Below are 19,850 nucleotides of genomic sequence, written 5' to 3'. Positions count from 1 at the left end.
CGTACGGCCTGACGTGCCTGCCATGGGGAACCCGGCAGGCACCCTTCGTCATTCAATTCTGTTCCTTACTCTATCTACGGCGCTATGCTGATAGATTCTGCCTTCATGCTGCCGGAAGCCTGTCCGCCTGATCATGGACATCAAACAGCTCAAATTCCTGATTGCCCTGGATGAAACGCGCCACTTCGGCCAAGCGGCCGAACGGTGCTACGTCACTCAGCCAACCCTTTCTATGCGCCTGCGCAGCCTTGAAGAAGAGCTGGGACTTGAGCTGGTACGTCGGGGTCAGCGCTTCGAAGGCTTTACCGAGGCGGGCCAGCGTATTCTGGCCTGGGCCCGGACCCTTATGGCGGCACATGAGGGGCTCTATGCGGAAGCCGCCGCCTATAAAGGGCAGCTGGTTGGCACCCTGCGCCTGGGGATCGTCCCCCTGGCCAGCTATGACCCTATGCCTCTGCTGCATCACCTGCGCCAGTTGCACAGCAATCTGCGCTTTCAGTTATCAGTGTTGAGTACCGAGCATATTCTCGAACAGCTGGCGAGCAACCAGCTCGACCTGGGAATCTCCTATCTCAGCCATCTCAACGATCAGATGTTTGAAAGCCAGTCACTGACCGAAACCCGAATGGGCTTGTTGTTCGACCAGCGTCATTTTCAGTTCGACGAGCAGGAGCTGAGCTGGGAACGGGTAGCCGATTTGCCCCTGGGTCTGCTCACGGGAGGAATGCACTTTCGCCAATCGGTCGATCACGGTTTTCGCAGTCGTGGCCTCACACCCCGGCCTGTACTGGAAAGCGATGCCGTGCATCTGCTCTTGCAAGCAGTCAATGCGGGACTATGTTGCGCCGTGATGCCACTCAAGGGTGGGTTCGACGCGCTGACCGAGCACTCCTGCCTGCTTCCGATTCAGGGTGGGCGAGCCCTGGCACCGCTTGGGCTGATCATCCGACGTACCGCGCCGCGCCTGCCAGTGGCCGAAGCCTGTTTTGCTGAAGCGCGCCTGCTGTACTCAGGCAAATGAAAACGGTCGCTTGATAAGCCCCATCTATCGCCATATCGGTACCAGCGATTAGACGTCGCACCTTAATAGGCTTAGGCTTTGATCTGTGTCAAACAGCCGCAGGCCAATTGCTGCTATGTCCCGCTCGAATCCGCATGCTGATACACCCTCGGAACAGCCCGCCAGCCAAGCGCTGCACGGGTATACCTATGCCGAGCTGAAGAACCCGGAAGTCACTGGCCAGACGCCATTGGCTGAAGAGTGTGCTGTTGCCATTTCCTATAATGGCATCAGCCACACCGTCATGATGGCTACACCTGCCGACATTGAGGATTTCGTTGCGGGCCTGAGTTTAAGCGCTGGAATCATTCATTCCATCGACGACATCTATGGCATGCAGGTACGCCGCGTCGGTGAAGCCCTGAATGTTGAGGTCGAAATTTCCAGCCGGACGTTCTGGGCCTTGAAAAGCCAGCGTCGCCAGATGGCCGGAACCAGCGGATGCGGCCTGTGTGGCGTCGAGGCGCTTGAGCAGGCACTGCCGCAACTGGATCGGCTGCGTAAGGTGCAGCTGCCACCTGCCGAGCATCTGGCCAATCTGCGCCAGCGTATCAACGAGGCTCAGCAGTTGGGTCAGCGTAGTGGCGCCGTCCATGCGGCACTGTTTGCCAATGCCGAAGGTGAGCTAGGCCTTTGCCGTGAAGATATCGGCCGCCATAACGCGTTGGACAAGCTGATCGGCGCCTTGATGCGCCAGAAGATCAATACCCGTGCCGGCTTTGTCGTGGTGACCAGCCGCTGCAGCCTGGAGCTGATCCACAAAGCGGTTCGCGCAAACCTGGCAACGCTTGTCACTCTGTCCGCGCCCACTGGCCTCGCCGTGGAATGGGCCCGTCGGCATCGTCTCAACCTTATTCATTTACCTCATCAGTCTCCGCCTCGCGTGTACAGCCCGGCGCCGCTCATTCCAGAACATCGGGAGTAGTCATGAGCAAGCAAAAATCTTCTTACAAACCCTATCAAGGCCCTGCCGCGGGCTGGGGTGCGCTGAAAAGTGTCGTGCACTTCTGGCTCGACAGCGGCAAGGCCGTCAAGAATATCCGGACCCTGCTCAAGACTAATCAGGACCACGGCTTCGACTGCCCTGGCTGCGCCTGGGGTGAAGCACCGGAAAACGGCCTGGTGAAATTCTGCGAGAACGGCGCCAAGGCGGTGAACTGGGAAGCGACCAGCCGCCGTGTAGATGCTGCGTTCTTTGCCAAGCACAGCGTCAGCAGCCTGAGCACGCAAAGCGATTACTGGCTCGAATACCAGGGCCGCTTGACCGAGCCAATGCGCTACAACCCGGCGACTGATCACTATGTGCCGATCAGCTGGGATGATGCCTTCCAGACCATCGCCAAACACCTGAAGGCGCTGGAAAACCCTAACCAGGCCGAGTTTTACACTTCCGGTCGCGCCAGCAATGAGGCTGCCTTCCTGTATCAACTATTCGTGCGGGCCTATGGCACCAACAATTTCCCGGACTGCTCCAACATGTGCCACGAGGCCAGTGGTGTAGGCCTGGGCCGCAGCATAGGCGTTGGCAAGGGTACAGTGACCTATGAGGACATGGAGCACGCCGATGCGATCTTCGTGGTGGGCCAGAACCCTGGTACTAACCATCCACGGATGATTGAGGTGTTGCGCAACGCTGTGAAGCGCGGTGCTCAGGTAGTCAGTTTCAATCCGCTCAAGGAGCGTGGTCTGGAGCGCTTCCAGCATCCCCAGAGCCCGGTCGAGATGCTGACCAACAACTCGCGCCCGACCAATACGGCCTATTTCCGCCCAGCCCTGGGTGGCGACATGGCGGCCATGCGTGGGATAGCCAAATTCCTGCTGCAATGGGAGCGTGAGGCGCAGCTGAACGGCACGTCACCGGTGTTCGACCATGACTTCATCCAGAAGCACACCCTGGGTGTCGATAGTTATCTGGCCGTGCTGGATGCTACGTCTTGGGAACAGATTGTGGAGCAGTCAGGCCTGACCCTGGCGGAGATCGAGCAGGCCGCACGTATGTATGCCAGGGCTGAGCGAGTGATCATCTGCTGGGCCATGGGTGTGACCCAGCATCGCCACTCCGTGCCCACCGTTCAGGAAATCGCCAACCTGCAACTGCTGCGCGGCAATGTGGGCAAGCCGGGCGCTGGCCTGTGCCCGGTCCGCGGTCATAGCAATGTGCAGGGCGACCGTACCATGGGGATCGATGAGAAGGCTCCGGCCTGGCTTAGCGATGCCCTGGAAAAGCGCTTCGACTTCAAGGCACCCCGTGAGCGCGGCCATAACACGGTGGAGGCCATCGCTGCCATGTTGGCGGGCGATGCCAAGGTCTTTATCGGACTGGGCGGCAACTTTGCCCAGGCGACACCGGATACACCGCGGACTCATCAGGCACTGCGCAATTGCGACCTGACTGTACACATCGCGACCAAGCTCAACCGTAGCCATCTGGTGACAGGCAAGCAAGCGCTGATCCTGCCATGCCTTGGCCGTACCGAGCTGGATCTGCAAGCCAGCGGTAAGCAGGCCATTACGGTAGAAGACAGCTTCAGCATGGTCCATGCCTCGGCAGGCGTGCTCAAGCCACTGTCTCGCCAGATGCGCTCCGAGCCGGCCATTGTTGCAGGGATTGCCAAGGCAACACTGGGCAACCACCCCGTGGATTGGGAGTGGTTGATTGAAGACTACGACCGCATCCGCGATCTGATCGCTGATGTGATCCCGGGCTTCAAGAACTTCAACGTGCGCCTGGACAATCCTGGCGGCTTCTACCTGGGCAACAAGGCACGTGATCGCGTCTGGAACACGATGACTGGCAAGGCCAACTTTGCGCCCAGCCAGTTGCCAGAGAATCTGATCCCGGAAGCGGCTCGCCGGAATGGCCAGAAGCCTGACCTGATCCTGCAGACCATGCGTTCGCACGATCAATACAACACAACGGTGTACAGCCTGGATGACCGTTACCGGGGTGTAAAAGGTCAGCGTGACGTGGTCTTTGTCAACGAAGCGGACATCCGCCGTCTGGGTTATGAGCCAGGTCAGAAGGTGGACATGGTCTCGCTGTGGGACGATGGGATCGAGCGTCGTGTCAGTGGCTTTACGCTGCTTCCGTTCGATATTCCTGAGGGTCAGGCGGCGGCCTACTATCCTGAGACCAATCCGCTGGTGCCGTTGGAAAGCTACGGTAAGGACAGCTTTACGCCTACCTCCAAATTCGTAGCCATTCGCGTGGAGCCCGCGCACAGCAACACGATCGCTTCGGTCGCCTGATACCGAGCGAACAGCCTGCCGTCTATACAGGCGGCAGGCTGCTTTTTATGGCCGGGCTCTATACTGAAGGGGCCAAGGTCACCCCTCTCTTTCCCATGCATCGCCTCCCTGACTGGATAGCTGAAGACCCGCTGCGCTGCCAAGTGCTGACCTGTGTTGCCCAGTTGCACTTGCCGGATGCCTGGGTAGCCGCCGGATTCGTGCGCAATCTGGTCTGGGATCACCTGCACGGTTACACGGTTCCTACCCCCGCTGACGGACATCGACGTCATCTATTTTGACCCTGTCTGCCGTGACCCTGAGAGAGATACTGAGCTTGAGAATCGGCTCAGGGCCTGTGCGGCCCTGCCCTGGTCCGTCAAGAATCAGGCCCGCATGCATAAGCGCAACGGGGATGCGCCCTATCACAGCAGCCTGGATGCCATGAGCTATTGGGTGGAGATGGAAACGGCCTTAGCGGCCCGCCTCCTGCCCGGTGGGCAGATCAAAATCGCCAGCCCGTTTGTTCAGCATGGTCTCTTCAAGCTGCACGTAACACCGAACCCCAAACGTTACAAACCGGAAGCTTTCAGGCAACGACAGCACGAGAAAGGCTGGGCGCGCCGGTGGTCGAAACTTCGGTTTCCACCTGCAGTACATATACCGCCCCACCTGCCAGACTGATTGCCGTACAGGAAAAATTGTTTTTCGAACTCGAACAACCCATGAGACTCCATTGCCTACCGATTACACTCATGGAAGACCGGTCATCATGGATATCAGGCTCAGGGACCCAGGAACCTTATGAACGCTGCATCGCTCCCCCTCGATCATCCCTTCGCTCACCACAATGGGTTTAACCGGGTCTTTGCGCCGGACAGGCTTACCCTGGGCTTTATTCTGCCGGTGGCAAGCTACCCGAACGAGCCGGGACCTTCGCTTGAGCACCACGCCGAGCTGACGCAGCTGGCCGATCAGTTAGGCTTCGCTGCGCTCTGGGCCAGGGACGTACCGTTTTACGATCCAGGCTTTGGCGACATGGGACAGGTCTTCGAGGCGTTTACCTACCTGGGCTTTCTGGCTGGCACCACCAAACGTATTACGCTGGCGACCGGCAGTGCCGTGATCACCCTGCGCCACCCGCTGCACCTGGCCAAAATGGCCGCCTCGGTTGACCAGCTCTCCAGCGGGCGGCTCGTGCTGGGTATCGCCTCTGGAGATCGACCTGTCGAGTATCCCGCCTTTGGCCTGGAAGATGAGTACGAGCAGCGCGGCGACCGCTTCCGCGAAGCGTTCGAGATGTTCCGCCTGGCCAGCGAAACGCCTTTCCCCAACGGCGATTTCGACCGCTTTGGCGATCTGCAGGGGCTGGCCGATCTGGTCCCCAAACCATTCAGCGGCCGCATCCCTGCCTTCGTTACAGGTCGTAGCCGTCAGGCAATGGACTGGATTGCCGCCAATGCCGACGGCTGGTTCTACTATTTCATTGGCGTCGAGCATGTCTCGGCCATTACCACGTTGTGGCGCGAAACCATCAAGCGCGTCACGGGCGAAGAGACGTTCAAGCCTTTTGCCCAGGGCATGTTCTTCGATCTGGCTGAAGATCCGGACCAGGCCCCCATGCCTATTCATGCCGGACTCAGGATTGGTCGTCGCTACCTGGTGGATTATCTTGAGCATATGCAACGCCGAGGGGTGAACCACGCCGCGTTGAATCTGAAGTCGTCCCGCCGCCCGGCCAAGGAAGTGGTTCAGGAACTGGCTGAATATGTCTTGCCGCACTTCCCTTCCCATGAACCTCTTGAGCCGTGAGGACTCAAGAGAACTCAGACTTAACAAGGGAGAGTGCTCCATGCCCCGTACCGTACGCTTTCATGAAACCGGTGGCCCAGATGTACTCAAGATTGAAGACGTAGACGTCCGCCCACCTCAGCCAGGTGAAGTACAGATTCGCACCAAGGCGCTGGGCCTGAACCGTGCTGAAGCTATGTATCGCGCTGGCCAATACACGCATCAGCCCGTGTTTCCGGCCATCCTTGGGTACGAGGCGGCAGGTGTTATCGAGGCGGTTGGCGAGGGTGTTACTGTGTTTGCCGTAGGCGACACCGTAAGCGTTATACCGGCATTCTCGTTCGAACAGTATGGCTTGTACGGAGAGTTGGTAAATGCGCCTGCCCATGCCGTCGTCAAGCACCCCGACACGCTTTCATTCGAAGAGGCTGCCGCTACCTGGATGATGTTTACCACGGCCTATGGCGCGCTGGTCGATATTGCCGGACTGAAGGCGGGCGATACCGTTCTGGTTCGTGCGGCCTCCAGCAGTGTTGGCCTCGCTGCGATCCAGATTGCCAATTTTGTCGGTGCAACACCGATTGCCCTCACCCGGACGAGTAACAAGCGACAGGCCTTGCTTGAGGCAGGCGCGAAACATGTCATCGCAACGGAAGAACAGGATCTGACGGATGAAGTGCTAAAGCTCACCGATGGCAAGGGCGCGCGCATCGCCTTTGATCCAGTGGGTGGGCCGGACGTGCCCAAGATTCTGAAAGCGCTCTCGTTCCTGGGCATTTTCTTCCAGTATGGCGCCTTGAGCACTGAAAACCTGTTATTGCCAGTGATGGATGTGCTGGGCAAGGACCTGACCATTCGCGGCTATCAGCTGTTCGAAATCACTCAGGACGCTGATCGATTGGCCAAGGCCAAACACTTCATTCTGGACGGCCTGACCCAGGGCAAGCTGAAGCCACAGATTGCTAAGACATTCCCGCTGGACCAGATCGTTGAGGCGCATCGGTACATGGAGTCCAATCAGCAGATTGGCAAGATCGTCGTAACGGTTTAACCCAGCGACGAGCCGTCCCGATCTCCAGCGCCGGGACGGCTTTCCATCTCCGCGGTCAGGTGCATGACCTTTTCCCACTGGCCCGTCATGTCATCGAAGCGCTCGTCCATAGTTATGAAACCATGCCGCTCGTAAAAGGCTACCGCACGGCTGTTCATGCTATAGACAGACAGTTCGAGGCGCGCCTCAAGGGACTTGGCGTGCTCCAGCAGCGCGCTGCCAATGCCTTCGCCCTGGTGGTCCGGGTCGACAAATAAGGCTGCCAGCACATTCTGCTGCAGCGAGAAGAACCCGAGAACCGTATCGTCCTGTACATATACCCAGTTTTCGGCGCTGGGCAGGTACTTTTCCTTCATATCCTGCCGCTGGCTGCGCCAGAAGTCGGGCGCGACACCATCATGGGCCAGGATGGAGGCGGCCAGCCAGATCGAAACCATGTGCTCATATTCATCATCTTTTGCTTTTCGAAGCATGTGTATCCCTACCTTCAGCCAGGCTGAAACAGTACCTTCATGAATGATCTTGATAGTGACCATGAAGCATAGACGCTAGAAATGTTTAGTCTACTGAATGATCATGAGACATATTCATTTAGCTAGTCGCAAGGTAAGTCTATGTCCAGCCACTTCCCTCGTTTTCGTGCCGACTCTGTAGGCAGCCTGTTACGCAGCCCGATTCTGAAGGAGGCCCGTCGCCGCTATCAGACCGGAGAAATGGAGCGAGACGTACTGCGTGCGGTTGAGAATGATGAGATCCGCAAGATTGTCGCCAAACAGGAAGCAATTGGCCTTCCCGCCGTAACGGACGGAGAATTCCGCCGCGCCTGGTGGCATTTCGACTTTCTTGAGCAACTTGGCGGCGTAGAAGGCTACGAGGCAGACCAGGGTATTCAGTTCCACGGTCAACAGACCAAATCCCGAGGAATCAAGGTCACGGGTAAATTAGACTTTACCCAGCATCCGATGCTGGAGGACTTCAAGTTCCTGGCCAGCGCTACCACTCGCAGTGTGGCCAAGATGACTATTCCAAGCCCTAGCGTGCTGCACTTCCGAGGCGGACGGAAGAACATCAGTGAAAGCGTCTATCCGGATATGGAAGAGTTTTTTGCTGACCTTGCCAGCACCTACAAGAAAGCCGTGAATGCTTTTTACGAGGCGGGATGCCGTTATCTCCAACTCGATGACACCGTCTGGGCTTACCTCTGCTCAGAAAAAGAAAAGGCCGCCGCCCGCGAACGCGGTGATGATCCGGAACGTCTGGCCGAGATCTATTCAAGCGTGCTCAATCAGGCGCTGGCTGGTCGCCCGGATGACTTGCGCATCGGCCTGCATGTCTGCCGGGGCAACTTCCGCTCGACCTGGATCAGCGAAGGTGGCTACGAGCCGGTGGCGGAAGTGCTGTTTGGCAACACGGATATCGATGCTTTCTTCCTGGAATACGATACCGAGCGTGCCGGTGGTTTCGAACCCCTGCGCTACCTGCCCAAGGGCAAGCGTCAGGCTGTATTGGGACTGGTCACGACAAAAAGCGGCGAACTGGAAAGTCCGGATGCTCTCAAGCGCCGTATCGAGGAAGCCTCGCGGTATGCCAACCTGGACCAGCTCTGCCTGAGTCCGCAGTGCGGATTTGCCTCGACAGAGGAAGGCAACCTGCTCTCGGAAGAGGAACAGTGGGCCAAGCTGCAACGCGTAGTAGACGTAGCCCGTGAGGTCTGGGGAGAGGCCTGATCAGTGCATGACTGGCTGACTGGAATGGGGCATTTTAGAGCGTAACCCCCCCTTTTCCGCTACATTTCGATCAAGATAAAAAGGTGCAGACTACCGTTCTGCAATAAAGTTTCTGTAATAAATTCATACATTTGCCTTTTGTGGAAGTTATCGCACCCTTAAGCAGATTCCACTTGCCAAGCGAAGCGGTAATCACGAGGATCGGCGCCATCATCCTCACAGTGAGTTTTGATTATGAAGTACTCCTCGATCCTTCTGTTGTCCCTGAGCCTGGTAGGTACTAGCGCGATGGCGGGCGACGATATGCAGGCCGGTATCGGTGGTGCGCTAGGCGGGGTGTTAGGCTCGGTTGTAGGAAATGCCGTAGGCGGAAGCACAGGCTCCACGATCGGTGCAGGTCTGGGTGGTGCTGCGGGCGGTGCGGTAGGCGCCAAGCGTGGCGATAAAACAGAAGCAGCCATTGGCGGCGGTCTTGGCGCCGCGGGTGGCAACGTATTGGGCAAGGCCGTAGGCGGCAGCACAGGCGCTATGGTAGGTGCCGCCCTGGGCGGCGGCGGCGGTGCAGCCCTCGGCAGCAGCATGGGCGATTCGGGCGACCGTCACCACAGTGGCCGTCGCTACGATGACCGCCGTTATGCCCATGACAACGGCTGGCACCGTGGTCACCACAAGAAACACTGGAAGCGCCACGGTCGTTGGGACGATTGATCCCTACCCTAGCGCTAAAAGAAAGGGCCACGTCTGTGGCCCTTTTTCATTTGCCGCCACTATTTCTCTTTGCTCAGGTCCACCAGCGGTGTTTCACGTACATCGGTCTGGCGGCCTTGCTGGATCGTATCGACACGCTTGAGTGCCTCGTTTACCGCACCCGCATCACTGAGCAGGCTGTAGGTAATCTCAAAGTCACGAGTCTCTTTTGGCCCGATCCTGGGTACTAGCTTCAAGTCACGCTGGAAGCGTCGGTTATAGGAAAAACTGGTGCCTGGCTCCAGACCGGTCACATAACCCTGCCCCTGGGTGTCCGTGTTTTTCCACAGGGAAAAGGCAGGTAACTGGTTAACGTTGAAGGCGAGGCTGACGCCCTGCTTGCCGGCTTTATCATGTAATACCGCCAAGCTGTTGCCCTGGGCATCTCCATAAGGAAACAGGTTGTACACCATCTCGTCGAAGCCTTTGGTAGGGCCCCGGTAGGTTTGCCAATCTTTCAGGTCACGCTTGGCGTACTCGTTGAATGGCGAGACCTCACGCACTGGCGCGGCGAACTTGGCACCCTTCTCCAGCAGTGGCGTACCGAAATTGCTATGGTAGAGGGCTTGGTATTCCTTCTCGTAGTCGCCCTGGTTGGTCAGACGATCATGAAGGGTAAATTGAGCGGCACCCGGTTGCGTGGTCAGCTGAGTATCGACCAGAAAATCCACCTTCTTGAATGCCTGCTCGCGCAGCTCGCCTTTCAGGTGAATGGCATACGGCGGCTTTTCATCGATGGTCAGCACGACCTTGGACGCTGGAATATTGGCCGCACGACCATGCAGGGTTAGCAGCTCTCCATTATCCATGCCCGGATGGCCAACCCACTCGTAGCCACAACGGGTTACCATCTCGTTGAAACCTTCCAACCAGCCCAGCCCGCCCCGGCCGTTGAGTTCGATGAAGGCCGGATTAACAACCTCATGCACAGGCGAGTCCCACCCCAGTCGTACAGTACCGGCGGTGGCGTAAAGCACGTTCATGCCGCGGTTTGGCACAACGGTCATTTTCATTGCGCCGGTATCGATTTCAATCAGGCTTACCCCTTCCTGACGACCGCCATGCAACGTCTTGAGAGTGACTGAAAAAGGCTTGTCCGTTTTGACGCCAAGCTGCTCGCTGGTGATGCTCCAGTTTTCAGCAGGCTTGTTCGAGTCGATCAGCGTGTAATCCCAGGCAAACGCTGGAGAGGCAGCTGCCAGCAATCCGAAGCTGGCAAGCAGAGCAGATGCGTTCATGTCCGATTTCCTTTTTGTTTGTTGTTATACCTCGCTGCCCTTTGGCTGAAACGATTTAGCAGCGTGAGAAAAGTGTAGAACAACCTTGCACGTTTGCATGTGTCGGATTTCGGATTTACAAGGTTGGAGACAGGAAACGAGAGGTAGGTCAAGGTGCCTGCCCGATACCCTGACTTGAGGGTTATTACTCTTCGAGGCGCTCGACCTTGCCGACGACGAGCCCGTAACTCAGCGCGCCGACCAATGCCGTGATGCCGATATAGGTGATAGCCGGGGCAAAGTTGTTGCCATCCACCAGTAGGCCAACCACGATCGGCACACTGATGGATGCCAGGTTGCCGATGAAGTTGAACATGCCTCCCGTCAATCCCAGCAGGCGTGCAGGTGCCAGGGCCGACACCATTGACCAGGTGATCGACGCCAGACCGTTACCAAAGAAGGCGATCGCCATACAGGCAATGATCAGCGCTGGCGTGTCAACAAAGTTCGCGCCAATGATGCAGGTGGAAATCAAGAGGCCGCTGATGATGGGCAGCTTGCGTGCCATGCCCAGCGAAACGCCACGGCGCACCAGCCAGTCGGATAGCAGACCCGAGCAGATAACGCCTAGAAACGCTGCCAGAAAAGGCACCGAAGCCAGAAAGCCCGCCTTGATGAAATCCATGCCGCGGTATTTGACGAGGTAGGTCGGGAACCAGGTCAGGAAGAACCATAGTGTGGAGTTCAGGCAGAACTGACCAATGTAGATGCCCCACAGCTTGCGCTTGTTGAGAACAGCCCATAGGTCCGCCCAGCGAAACGCCGCACGGGATTGGTTCTTTTTCTCCAGATCCACAAGGCCGCCGCCCTGCTCGATCAAGGCGACCTCAGCCGCGTTAGCACCTTTGAAGTCCCTGGGCTCACGGTAGATCAGGTACCAGATCACGGCCCAGACAATGCCGACCCCGCCTGTTACCACAAACACCATGTGCCAGCCGAATGTCTGTTGCAGATAGATCAGTACCGGTGTCAGGAAAGCCAGCCCTACGAACTGCCCAGAGGTGTAAAAGCCAATCGCGGTGGCCCTCTCTCCTTCAGGAAACCACGTAGTGACCACACGGTTGTTGATAGGATAAGCCGGAGCTTCCAGTGCGCCAACTGCAAGACGCAGAATAACCAAGCCCACAAAGCTGCCTACAAAGCCCAGCCCGATAGTGGCCAGGGACCACAGGGCAATGGCAATCGGATAAAGCACGCGAGGGGACACCTTGTCCACCAGCCAGCCGCCCGGGATCTGCATGGCGGCATAGGTCCAGCCGAACGCCGACAGGATCAGCCCCATGTGCACGGGATCGATGTTCAAGTCCTGAGCCAGGTGGGGCGCGGCGATGGAAAGGTTGCTGCGGTCCAGGTAGTTGATCACTACCGTAACGAACAGCAAGACCATGATGAAGTAGCGCGAGCGTGACGCAGGCTGGGCTTGCACCTGGGCCTGGGTCTGGCTGTACGCCGTGCGGGTTGAAGAATGTTGCATCACCGTTACACCTGTCTTGGACTTGTTATACACAACGGGGATGACTCACCGGCGACAGCCGCCGGTGGTCTCCTGCAAACGTTACTGCCCGATATCGCGCAGTGGTTTGCCGCTCATGAGGTTACGTTCGATCTGCTCAAGCGTTGCACCCTTGGTTTCCGGAACCAGCCAGAACACCAACAGGATGAAGAAGGCATTCAGTGCGCCATACAGCCAGAAAGTTGCGGCGTTGCCGATGACGTTAAGCAGTGTCAGGAAGGTAGCGCCGACGATCATGTTGGCGATCCAGTTGGTGAAGGTGGAGCAGCCGATACCGAAATCGCGGCCTTTGAGTGGCTGCACTTCGGAGCACAGTGTCCAGATCAGCGGACCGGCCGACATGGCAAAACCCACGATAAAGATCAGTAGCATGGCAACGGTGAAGATCTGCTGGCTGTGACTCAGCGTACCCATGTTCATCATGGTGCCCACGATGCCCATACCGACCGCCATGACGATGAAACCGGTATAGAGAATCGGCTTGCGGCCCCAACGGTCCACCAGGAAGATAGCAATGAAAGTTGCCAGTACGTTGGTTAGGCCCACCGCAGCGGTAAACCACATCTGCGCATGCGTGTCGTAACCCATGCCTTCGAAAATACGCGGTGCGTAGTACATCACTACGTTCATGCCGGTGAACTGCTGGACGATCTGCAGGAGTACGCCCAAACCAACGGAGCGGCGGAAGTTGGCGTTTTCCTTGAACAGCTGCCAGCCACGCTGCGGGATGCGCAGCTGCTCTTCGATATCACGCACTTCCTGCTGGATCACCTCTTCATTGCCGCGCAGCTTGTGCAGGACGTCCAGTGCCTCTTTCTTGCGGCCCTTCATGATCAGCCAGCGCGGGCTATCGGGCAGTGCCAGAACGCCCAGCAGGAACAGCACACCGGGGATAGCAATGATACCCAGCATCCAGCGCCAGGCACCGCTGTAGCTGAAGGCAGTATCCGACAGGAACGCAGCCAGGATACCGACCGTGATCATCAGCTGATACAACGAGATCATTGAGCCGCGGATCTGCTCAGGCGCCACTTCCGCCAGGTACAGCGGAGCAGTAAAGGAGGCGATGCCGATAGCCAGGCCCAGAATGAAGCGGCCGGCGATCAGTGAGTTCGGCGACCAGGCGAAACCGCACAGTACCGATCCCAACACGAACAGAATGGCACCCAGGATCAGCGAACGCTTGCGACCCAGGGCAGCGGACATCCAGCCGGCACCGAGTGCACCCAGGGCAGCGCCAAGCATCATGCTGCTGACGATCCACTCGATCACGCGGTCGGAAACTTGAAATTCTTGCTGAATGAATTGCGTGGCGCCGGAAATCACGCCGATGTCCAGGCCAAACATCAGCCCGGCCAAAGCCGCCAGAATACAGGTGAACACCGCGGTTCCCTTGGTCTTCTCGGCGGTATGAGTACTACTCGTCATAAACTGGACTCCTGCCTTTTGGGCGTTGTTTTTGTAATGCCGGTCCCTCAGCAAATGCAGGCATGTGAATTTGCTATCAACCTGGCTTTCCAGTGACTCGTCAGGCTCTACTCAGGTTCGTTACAAGATGTGAAAAATGCCGAGCCAGACGCATTTCTTGCGTCCGGCTCGTCTTCACGACCTGAAGGCCAGGGCTTACCACTCGGCGAAGCTGCCGTCCTTGTGGCGCCAGATCGGATTACGCCAGCGGTGGCCAATGGCGGCACGCTCGATCACGTACTCTTCATTGACTTCGATACCCAGCCCCGGGCCTTGCGGGATCTTCACGTGGCCATCGCCATAGTCGAAGACTTCCGGGTTCTTGATGTAGTCGAGCAGGTCATTGCCCTGGTTATAGTGAATGCCCAGGCTCTGCTCCTGGATGAACGCGTTGTAGCAGTTGGCGTCCAGTTGCAGGTTGACCGCCAACGCGATCGGGCCAAGCGGACAATGCAGCGCAATCGCCACATCGTAGGCCTCGGCCATATTGGCTATCTTGCGTGTTTCGGTGATGCCACCGGCATGGGACGGGTCAGGCTGAAGGATATCCACATAGCCGTCCTGCAGGATGCGTTTGAAGTCCCAACGGGAATACAACCGCTCACCCAGTGCAATCGGCGTATTGCTCATCAGAGCGATTTCCTTGAGCGCCTCATAGTTCTCGCTGAGCACCGGCTCCTCGATAAACATCAGACGGTAGGGCTCAAGCTCCTTGATGAGGACCTTGGCCATCGGCTTGTGAACACGACCGTGGAAGTCTACACCGATGCCAAAATGCGGACCGCAGGCGTCACGGATGGCCGCCACGTTGGCAATGACCTGATCAACCTTGTCGAAGGTATCGACGAACTGCATCTCTTCCGAGGCATTCATCTTGATAGCGGTAAAGCCCTTTTCCTTGCGCTCCAGGGCATGGGCCGCTGTCTCGGCTGGACGGTCGCCGCCGATCCAGGAGTAGACGCGGATGCTCTCACGCACCTGGCCGCCCAGCAGATCATGCACTGGTACACCCAAGGCCTTGCCTTTGATGTCCCAGAGGGCCTGATCGATGCCCGCCAGGGCGCTCATATGGATACCGCCGCCCCGGTAGAAACCACCGCGATAGAGTACGGTCCAGTGATCCTCGATATTGCGCGGGTCCTTGCCGATCAGGTAGTCGGCCAGCTCTTCCACAGCCGCCGCCACACTATGGGCGCGGCCTTCAAGGACTGGCTCGCCCCAGCCGGTGATGCCTTCATCGGTTTCAATCTTCAGAAAGCACCAGCGCGGAGGAACGATATAGGTAGTCAGTTTGGTGATTTTCATTGTTATGCCTCGATGCGTTCAGGACCGGCGGACCGACCCAGGTCAAATCCGATGGTTACTGGCCAGTCAGCGCTTTCCAGCCATTGGCAAACGCGTGCGCGCTGCGGCTGACGTCGTCTGGAGTCATGCCCGGCTTGTAAATGGCCGACCCCAGGCCAAAGCCATTGGCGCCCGCCTTGACGTATACGTCCATGTTGTCGGGCGTGATCCCACCGACCGGCAGCAGGGCCGTTTCCTTCGGGAAAACCGCACGCCATGCCTTGACCACTGCCGGACCCAGCTGCTCAGCCGGGAACAGCTTGAGCGAGTCGGCTCCCGCCTCCAGCGCAGCAAAGCCTTCGGATGGCGTTGCCACGCCCGGTGCACTGATCAGCCCGGCCGCCTTGGTCGCGCGGATCACCGCCAGGTTGGCATTGGGCGACACAATCAGTTTGCCACCGGCAAAGGCTACGTCCGCCACCTGGCGCTCGGTCAGTACGGTTCCGGCGCCGATCAAGCAGTCGTTGCCCAACTCGGTAGACAGCAGTCGGATGCTTTCCAGAGGCTCAGGCGAGTTCAATGGAATCTCGATCAGACGAAAACCGGCCTCGTACAGGGCCTTGCCGACCGGCACGATCTCCGCAGGCGTAATGCCGCGCAGGATGGCAATCAGGGGCAGTTGTTTCATGCAGGCGTCAAACATGGCGGGTATCCTCCTGAGAAGGGGTGGCGGCAGTTACCAGACCGGCTGCACAGGCGATGCGCCACAAGCCGGTACGGGTTGCCTGCTCAAGCAGACGTACATCGGTAATTTCGAAAAAGGCCAGGGCGTCCTGATAACGGCGACACAGCGCCGGATCGCCAATCAATACCAGCGGTGGGCAGACGGCGCCCTTCAGGCTGGCCACAACACTGCGCAGCTCTTCACCGATCAGCAGGCCCGAGAGGTAGTCCAGGCTGTGGCGCGCGGGCAGATCACCGGCCAGGAATAGGCTGCGAGTGGTGAACAGACGGCCAATAACGCCTTCCGCCCCGCTCTCACGAGCATTGGTGAGGCCACGCATAAAGGCGTCGTTGGACGGCTCGCTGCCCTCTTCCCGCGCAGGACGACCCAGAATCGAATGCTCACGCAGGACGGCAAACAGCTCGCCGGTCATATAGGTGGAAAAGTGATCGAGCCGGCTACCGCGGATCGTTGCCCACTTGCTGTGCGTGCCGGGCAGCACCAGCAAGGCATGATCTGCCAGGGCGGGCTCCAGTTCGAGCGCGCCAAAGATCTGGGTCTCCTCGCCTCTCAATACGTTTGGCAATGCGCCGCGCTGCATCACGCCAGGGATCAGGCTCAGCTCACCGCAACCGCTGTCGAACGTCAGCAGGCCTTTTGCCAAGCTATCCACATCGGCCGGGCAGTCCACATAAGGAACCTCACGCCAGCCCTGCCGGCTGCCGATCATGCCGGCGGCAATGGCGGGTACGGATGGCCATTGTGCGCGCCAATCGCCGACCAGCTCACGAAAGGCCTTGGCGAAATCACCTTCAGGCGTATGCAGAATGCCCCAGGGCTGCGAGCGGGTATCCACTATCTGGCCGTTATCTCCCAGCAGATACGCGCGTAGTGATGAGGTGCCCCAATCGAGGCCGATCAGACGTGGCGTTGCCGTTTCATTCATGACTGACTCCACCCGAGGTTGTCCATCCAAGGTCAAAGGAAATGGCCCGTGCGCAAGCGATGACATCCGGGCAAAGATCCCGCAGGCGTGCTTCAGGCATATAGGGAATCGCGCTGGCGACACTCAAGGCCGCCACGATGGCGCCGCTGGCATCGCGGATAGGCGCGGCCACGCAGCGAATACCCAACTCGTTTTCTTCCAGATCAAAAGTGTAGCCACCTGCGGCATAGGCCTGCTGCTGGGCCAGATAGTCCGGCCAGGGCGTAAAGTCCTCGCGCAGGCCCGGTTGCCCGGCGCGCCGCCTGAGGCCTTCCTCGTAGAGCAGGTGCCATTCGGATTCGGGCAGATCAAGCATGAGGGCCTTGCCTACCCCGGTCAGGGCCAACGGCATGCGCAGCCCGACGCGCGAGCGCATTTCAAGGCCGCGAGCTCCGGGAAGCTTGTCCAGGTAGAGCACGTCGCCGCCCTCCCGCACGCCCAGATGAACGGTGTCCTGGGTCAACGCCGCGAGCCGCTGCAGGTGGGGCCGCGCCAGGTTGGTCAGCGGCAGCTGGTCACGGGCCTTGAAGCCCAGTTCGATAAGCTTGGCTCCCAATTGATACTGACCGGCAACGCTACGCAGATAGCCAGCCTGTACCAGTGCATTGACCAACCGATGGGTGGTGCTGCGCGTACAGCCGATCACCTCGCCGATGGCAGCCAGCGTACGGGCGCCTTGAGCGATGGCATCGATAACGGCCAGGCCTCGAAACAGTGCCTGAGCGCCAGCAGGCGCGTTGTTGTTTTGATCAGACATGGCGCTCACTCTATTCCTTTAAAACTGCAATCTCAATATGTGAATACTAATCCCATATTATGGGATAAAGAAGTGTTCGACGACTTGTCACATGACTGCAACAATTTGGTTATCTAATGCGCGAGCATCGTGCAGAACAGTGAGGAGAACCATGGCGGGCAAGTCGATTCTTATCGTCGATGACGAGGCGCCCATTCGCGAGATGATCGCGGTTGCGCTCGAAATGGCGGGTTATGAATGCCTGGAAGCAGATAATGCGCAGCAGGCTCATGCCCTAATCGTCGACCGCAAGCCCGATCTGGTCCTGCTCGACTGGATGCTGCCGGGTACGTCCGGCCTTGAGCTGGCGCGCCGCCTGAAGCGTGACGAGCTGACGGATGCGATCCCGATCATCATGCTCACCGCCAAGGACGACGAGGACAACAAGGTGCAGGGTCTGGAAGTAGGAGCCGATGACTACATCACCAAGCCCTTCTCGCCTCGCGAGCTGGTCGCCCGGTTGAAAGCGGTACTGCGCCGTACAGGCACATACGACAGCGAAACGCCGATTGAAGTGAATGGCCTGATTCTCGATCCCATCAGCCACCGCGTGACCATTGATGGCTCACCGGCTGAAATGGGACCGACCGAATACCGTCTGCTGCAGTTCTTCATGACGCACCAGGAACGTGCCTACACCCGCGGTCAGCTGCTGGATCAAGTATGGGGCGGCAACGTCTATGTCGAGGAGCGTACGGTAGACGTGCACATTCGCCGTCTGCGTAAGGCCTTGGGTGAAACCTACGAAAATCTTGTGCAGACCGTACGCGGAACGGGCTATCGTTTCTCGACCAAACTTTAAAAACGGGATGTGCTGCCTTGAACATGGATTGGCGTTCACTGCTGGCCCGCCATATCTGTCTGCTCCTGGCTATTTGCCTTCCCCTGGGCTGGCTGACAGACGCTTATGGCGCCATGCTGGCTGCCGGCCTGTTCATCTATCTGATATGGATGTCCTACCACATCGTCCGTCTTCAGAAGTGGCTGGCCACGGCCGAAGAAGGGGTGGAACCCCCGGAGGCCAATGGCTTCTGGGGCGAGATCTTTGACAGTCTCTATTATGCCCAGCGCCGCGAACGTGAAAAGCGCCACGCCCTGGAAGCTGTGATCGAACGTGCCCAGGCCTCTACTGCGGCGCTGCGGGATGCCATTATCCTCATCGACCGCAACGGCAACCTGGAATGGTGGAACCGTGCCGCCGAACAGCTCCTGGGGCTGCGTCAGCCGCAGGATTATGGTCAGCCCATCGCCAACCTGGTCCGCCATCCCAAATTTTATGAATACTTCAACAAGGGTGACTATCAAGAGCCGCTGGAACTGGCCTCGCCCGTGAATGCCAATCAGCACCTTCACATTCTGATTACGCGCTTCGGTGAAGGTGATCGTCTCCTGCTCGTCCGGGACGTGAGCCGCCTTCATCAACTGGAACAGATGCGTAAGGATTTCGTTGCGAACGTCTCCCACGAGCTGCGTACGCCTTTGACCGTGATCGCTGGCTATCTGGAGACCTTGGTCGATAACGCCGCCGAAGATACCAATCCGCGCTGGCTGCGGGCCCTTGGCCAGATGCAGCAACAGGCCAGCCGCATGCAGCACCTGATCGATGACCTGCTGCTATTGGCCAAACTGGAAGCGACCGACTACCCTGCCGAAAACAAACCCGTCGCCGTGGCACCACTTCTGCAAATCATCCAGCAGGATGCACGTGCGCTCTCAGGCCAGCGCGGCCACAAGATCACCCTGGATGCCGACGCGAGTCTGGCCCTGAAAGGCAGCGAAGCCGAGCTGCGCAGTGCCTTTTCGAATCTCGTTTTCAACGCTGTGAAGTACACGCCGGACGGTGGTCAGATCAGGATTCGCTGGTGGCAGGACGCCCATGGTGCCCAGATGTCGGTTTCCGATAGCGGGCCGGGCATCGAAGCGCGTCACCTACCCCGCCTGACAGAGCGCTTTTATCGGGTGGATGCCAGCAGAGCCTCCAGCACCGGCGGTACGGGCCTGGGGCTGGCCATCGTGAAACATGTCCTGATCCGCCATCATGGACACCTTGAAATCGAGAGCACTCCCGGCAAGGGCAGCGTTTTCACTTGCGTTTTCGAACCCTCCCAGACGGCCTCCATGACGGCCTCTGCAATAGCCGTACACCAACACTGATGAGCGAGACTTGAAAGTCGCTCGTCAGACCCCCATGCTAGGGCCA

At 58.4% G+C, this 19,850-nt stretch carries 19 protein-coding genes; 11 read left to right on the top strand and 8 right to left on the bottom strand.

Annotated features, from left to right (window positions below; all coding sequences use genetic code 11):
* Window positions 1-133: 133 nt before the first annotated feature.
* The 7 genes from JQR86_RS00525 (at window position 134) to JQR86_RS00495 (ending at window position 7,130) form a co-directional block, all read left to right on the top strand.
* On the top strand, window positions 134-1,021 hold the full coding sequence (locus tag JQR86_RS00525; RefSeq protein WP_074820796.1) for a LysR family transcriptional regulator: 888 nt from the start codon (window positions 134-136) through the stop codon (window positions 1,019-1,021).
* 115 nt (window positions 1,022-1,136) lie between these two features.
* The gene (gene fdhD, locus JQR86_RS00520; protein ID WP_122041285.1) at window positions 1,137-1,985 is read left to right on the top strand and encodes a formate dehydrogenase accessory sulfurtransferase FdhD; all 849 of its coding nucleotides are present in this window, start codon (window positions 1,137-1,139) and stop codon (window positions 1,983-1,985) included.
* 2 nt (window positions 1,986-1,987) lie between these two features.
* The gene (locus JQR86_RS00515) at window positions 1,988-4,309 is read left to right on the top strand and encodes an FdhF/YdeP family oxidoreductase (RefSeq protein ID WP_434154139.1); all 2,322 of its coding nucleotides are present in this window, start codon (window positions 1,988-1,990) and stop codon (window positions 4,307-4,309) included.
* Between the two features lie 47 nt (window positions 4,310-4,356).
* Window positions 4,357-4,590: a nucleotidyltransferase family protein gene (locus JQR86_RS00510; RefSeq protein WP_434154138.1), complete on the top strand. Its 234-nt coding sequence runs from the start codon at window positions 4,357-4,359 to the stop codon at window positions 4,588-4,590.
* Window positions 4,517-4,972 carry a nucleotidyltransferase family protein gene (locus tag JQR86_RS00505; RefSeq protein WP_434154967.1) on the top strand — a complete coding sequence of 152 codons (456 nt, stop codon included), beginning with the start codon at window positions 4,517-4,519 and terminating at the stop codon, window positions 4,970-4,972. The genes JQR86_RS00510 and JQR86_RS00505 overlap by 74 nt, the downstream gene beginning before the upstream one ends.
* A 120-nt stretch (window positions 4,973-5,092) precedes the next feature.
* Entirely contained in the window at window positions 5,093-6,100 is a 1,008-nt protein-coding gene (locus JQR86_RS00500) for an LLM class oxidoreductase (RefSeq protein ID WP_434154137.1), read from the top strand.
* Window positions 6,101-6,140: 40 nt separating this feature from the next.
* Window positions 6,141-7,130 carry a zinc-dependent alcohol dehydrogenase family protein gene (locus JQR86_RS00495; protein ID WP_434154136.1) on the top strand — a complete coding sequence of 330 codons (990 nt, stop codon included), beginning with the start codon at window positions 6,141-6,143 and terminating at the stop codon, window positions 7,128-7,130.
* Here JQR86_RS00495 and JQR86_RS00490 read toward each other — a convergent pair.
* Complete coding sequence (locus JQR86_RS00490) at window positions 7,127-7,603, bottom strand: GNAT family N-acetyltransferase (RefSeq protein WP_434154135.1); 477 nt, start codon at window positions 7,601-7,603, stop codon at window positions 7,127-7,129. The two genes, JQR86_RS00495 and JQR86_RS00490, sit on opposite strands and share 4 nt — an antisense overlap.
* Before the next feature lie 141 nt (window positions 7,604-7,744).
* Between JQR86_RS00490 and JQR86_RS00485 the strand changes: the two genes are divergently transcribed.
* Window positions 7,745-8,857: a cobalamin-independent methionine synthase II family protein gene (locus JQR86_RS00485; RefSeq protein ID WP_289925745.1), complete on the top strand. Its 1,113-nt coding sequence runs from the start codon at window positions 7,745-7,747 to the stop codon at window positions 8,855-8,857.
* A 234-nt stretch (window positions 8,858-9,091) separates the two neighbouring features.
* Window positions 9,092-9,565, top strand: coding sequence for a glycine zipper domain-containing protein (locus JQR86_RS00480; protein WP_010796246.1), 474 nt, complete (start codon window positions 9,092-9,094; stop codon window positions 9,563-9,565).
* A gap of 59 nt (window positions 9,566-9,624) precedes the next feature.
* Here JQR86_RS00480 and JQR86_RS00475 read toward each other — a convergent pair whose 3' ends face one another.
* The 7 genes from JQR86_RS00475 to JQR86_RS00445 form a co-directional block, all read right to left on the bottom strand.
* Window positions 9,625-10,842: an aldose 1-epimerase family protein gene (locus tag JQR86_RS00475; RefSeq protein WP_434154134.1), complete on the bottom strand. Its 1,218-nt coding sequence runs from the start codon at window positions 10,840-10,842 to the stop codon at window positions 9,625-9,627.
* Between the two features lie 184 nt (window positions 10,843-11,026).
* Window positions 11,027-12,355, bottom strand: a complete 1,329-nt coding sequence (locus tag JQR86_RS00470; RefSeq protein WP_150348423.1) for an MFS transporter — start codon at window positions 12,353-12,355, stop codon at window positions 11,027-11,029.
* Window positions 12,356-12,436: 81 nt separating this feature from the next.
* Window positions 12,437-13,822 carry a sugar porter family MFS transporter gene (locus JQR86_RS00465; protein WP_197873407.1) on the bottom strand — a complete coding sequence of 462 codons (1,386 nt, stop codon included), beginning with the start codon at window positions 13,820-13,822 and terminating at the stop codon, window positions 12,437-12,439.
* Between the two features lie 195 nt (window positions 13,823-14,017).
* On the bottom strand, window positions 14,018-15,166 hold the full coding sequence (dgoD, locus tag JQR86_RS00460) for a galactonate dehydratase (protein WP_010796250.1): 1,149 nt from the start codon (window positions 15,164-15,166) through the stop codon (window positions 14,018-14,020).
* A gap of 55 nt (window positions 15,167-15,221) precedes the next feature.
* A complete protein-coding gene (locus JQR86_RS00455; protein WP_434154133.1) occupies window positions 15,222-15,848 on the bottom strand; it encodes a 2-dehydro-3-deoxy-6-phosphogalactonate aldolase in 627 nt (208 codons plus the stop codon).
* The gene (locus JQR86_RS00450) at window positions 15,841-16,815 is read right to left on the bottom strand and encodes a 2-dehydro-3-deoxygalactonokinase (RefSeq protein ID WP_434154132.1); all 975 of its coding nucleotides are present in this window, start codon (window positions 16,813-16,815) and stop codon (window positions 15,841-15,843) included. The genes JQR86_RS00455 and JQR86_RS00450 overlap by 8 nt, the downstream gene beginning before the upstream one ends.
* On the bottom strand, window positions 16,808-17,611 hold the full coding sequence (locus tag JQR86_RS00445; RefSeq protein WP_010796253.1) for an IclR family transcriptional regulator: 804 nt from the start codon (window positions 17,609-17,611) through the stop codon (window positions 16,808-16,810). The genes JQR86_RS00450 and JQR86_RS00445 overlap by 8 nt, the downstream gene beginning before the upstream one ends.
* 151 nt (window positions 17,612-17,762) lie before the next feature.
* Between JQR86_RS00445 and phoB the strand changes: the two genes are divergently transcribed.
* Window positions 17,763-18,452, top strand: a complete 690-nt coding sequence (gene phoB, locus JQR86_RS00440) for a phosphate regulon transcriptional regulator PhoB (protein ID WP_010796254.1) — start codon at window positions 17,763-17,765, stop codon at window positions 18,450-18,452.
* Between the two features lie 17 nt (window positions 18,453-18,469).
* Window positions 18,470-19,804 carry a phosphate regulon sensor histidine kinase PhoR gene (phoR, locus tag JQR86_RS00435; RefSeq protein WP_197873404.1) on the top strand — a complete coding sequence of 445 codons (1,335 nt, stop codon included), beginning with the start codon at window positions 18,470-18,472 and terminating at the stop codon, window positions 19,802-19,804.
* The last annotated feature ends 46 nt before the right edge of the window (window positions 19,805-19,850 follow it).

The organism is Pseudomonas sp. JZ134, assembly GCF_051027695.1.
Taxonomy (GTDB): Bacteria; Pseudomonadota; Gammaproteobacteria; order Pseudomonadales; family Pseudomonadaceae; genus Chryseomonas; species Chryseomonas luteola.
The sequence above is the reverse complement of the archived record's forward strand: the minus strand, read 5'-3'. Positions and strand labels throughout refer to the sequence as shown.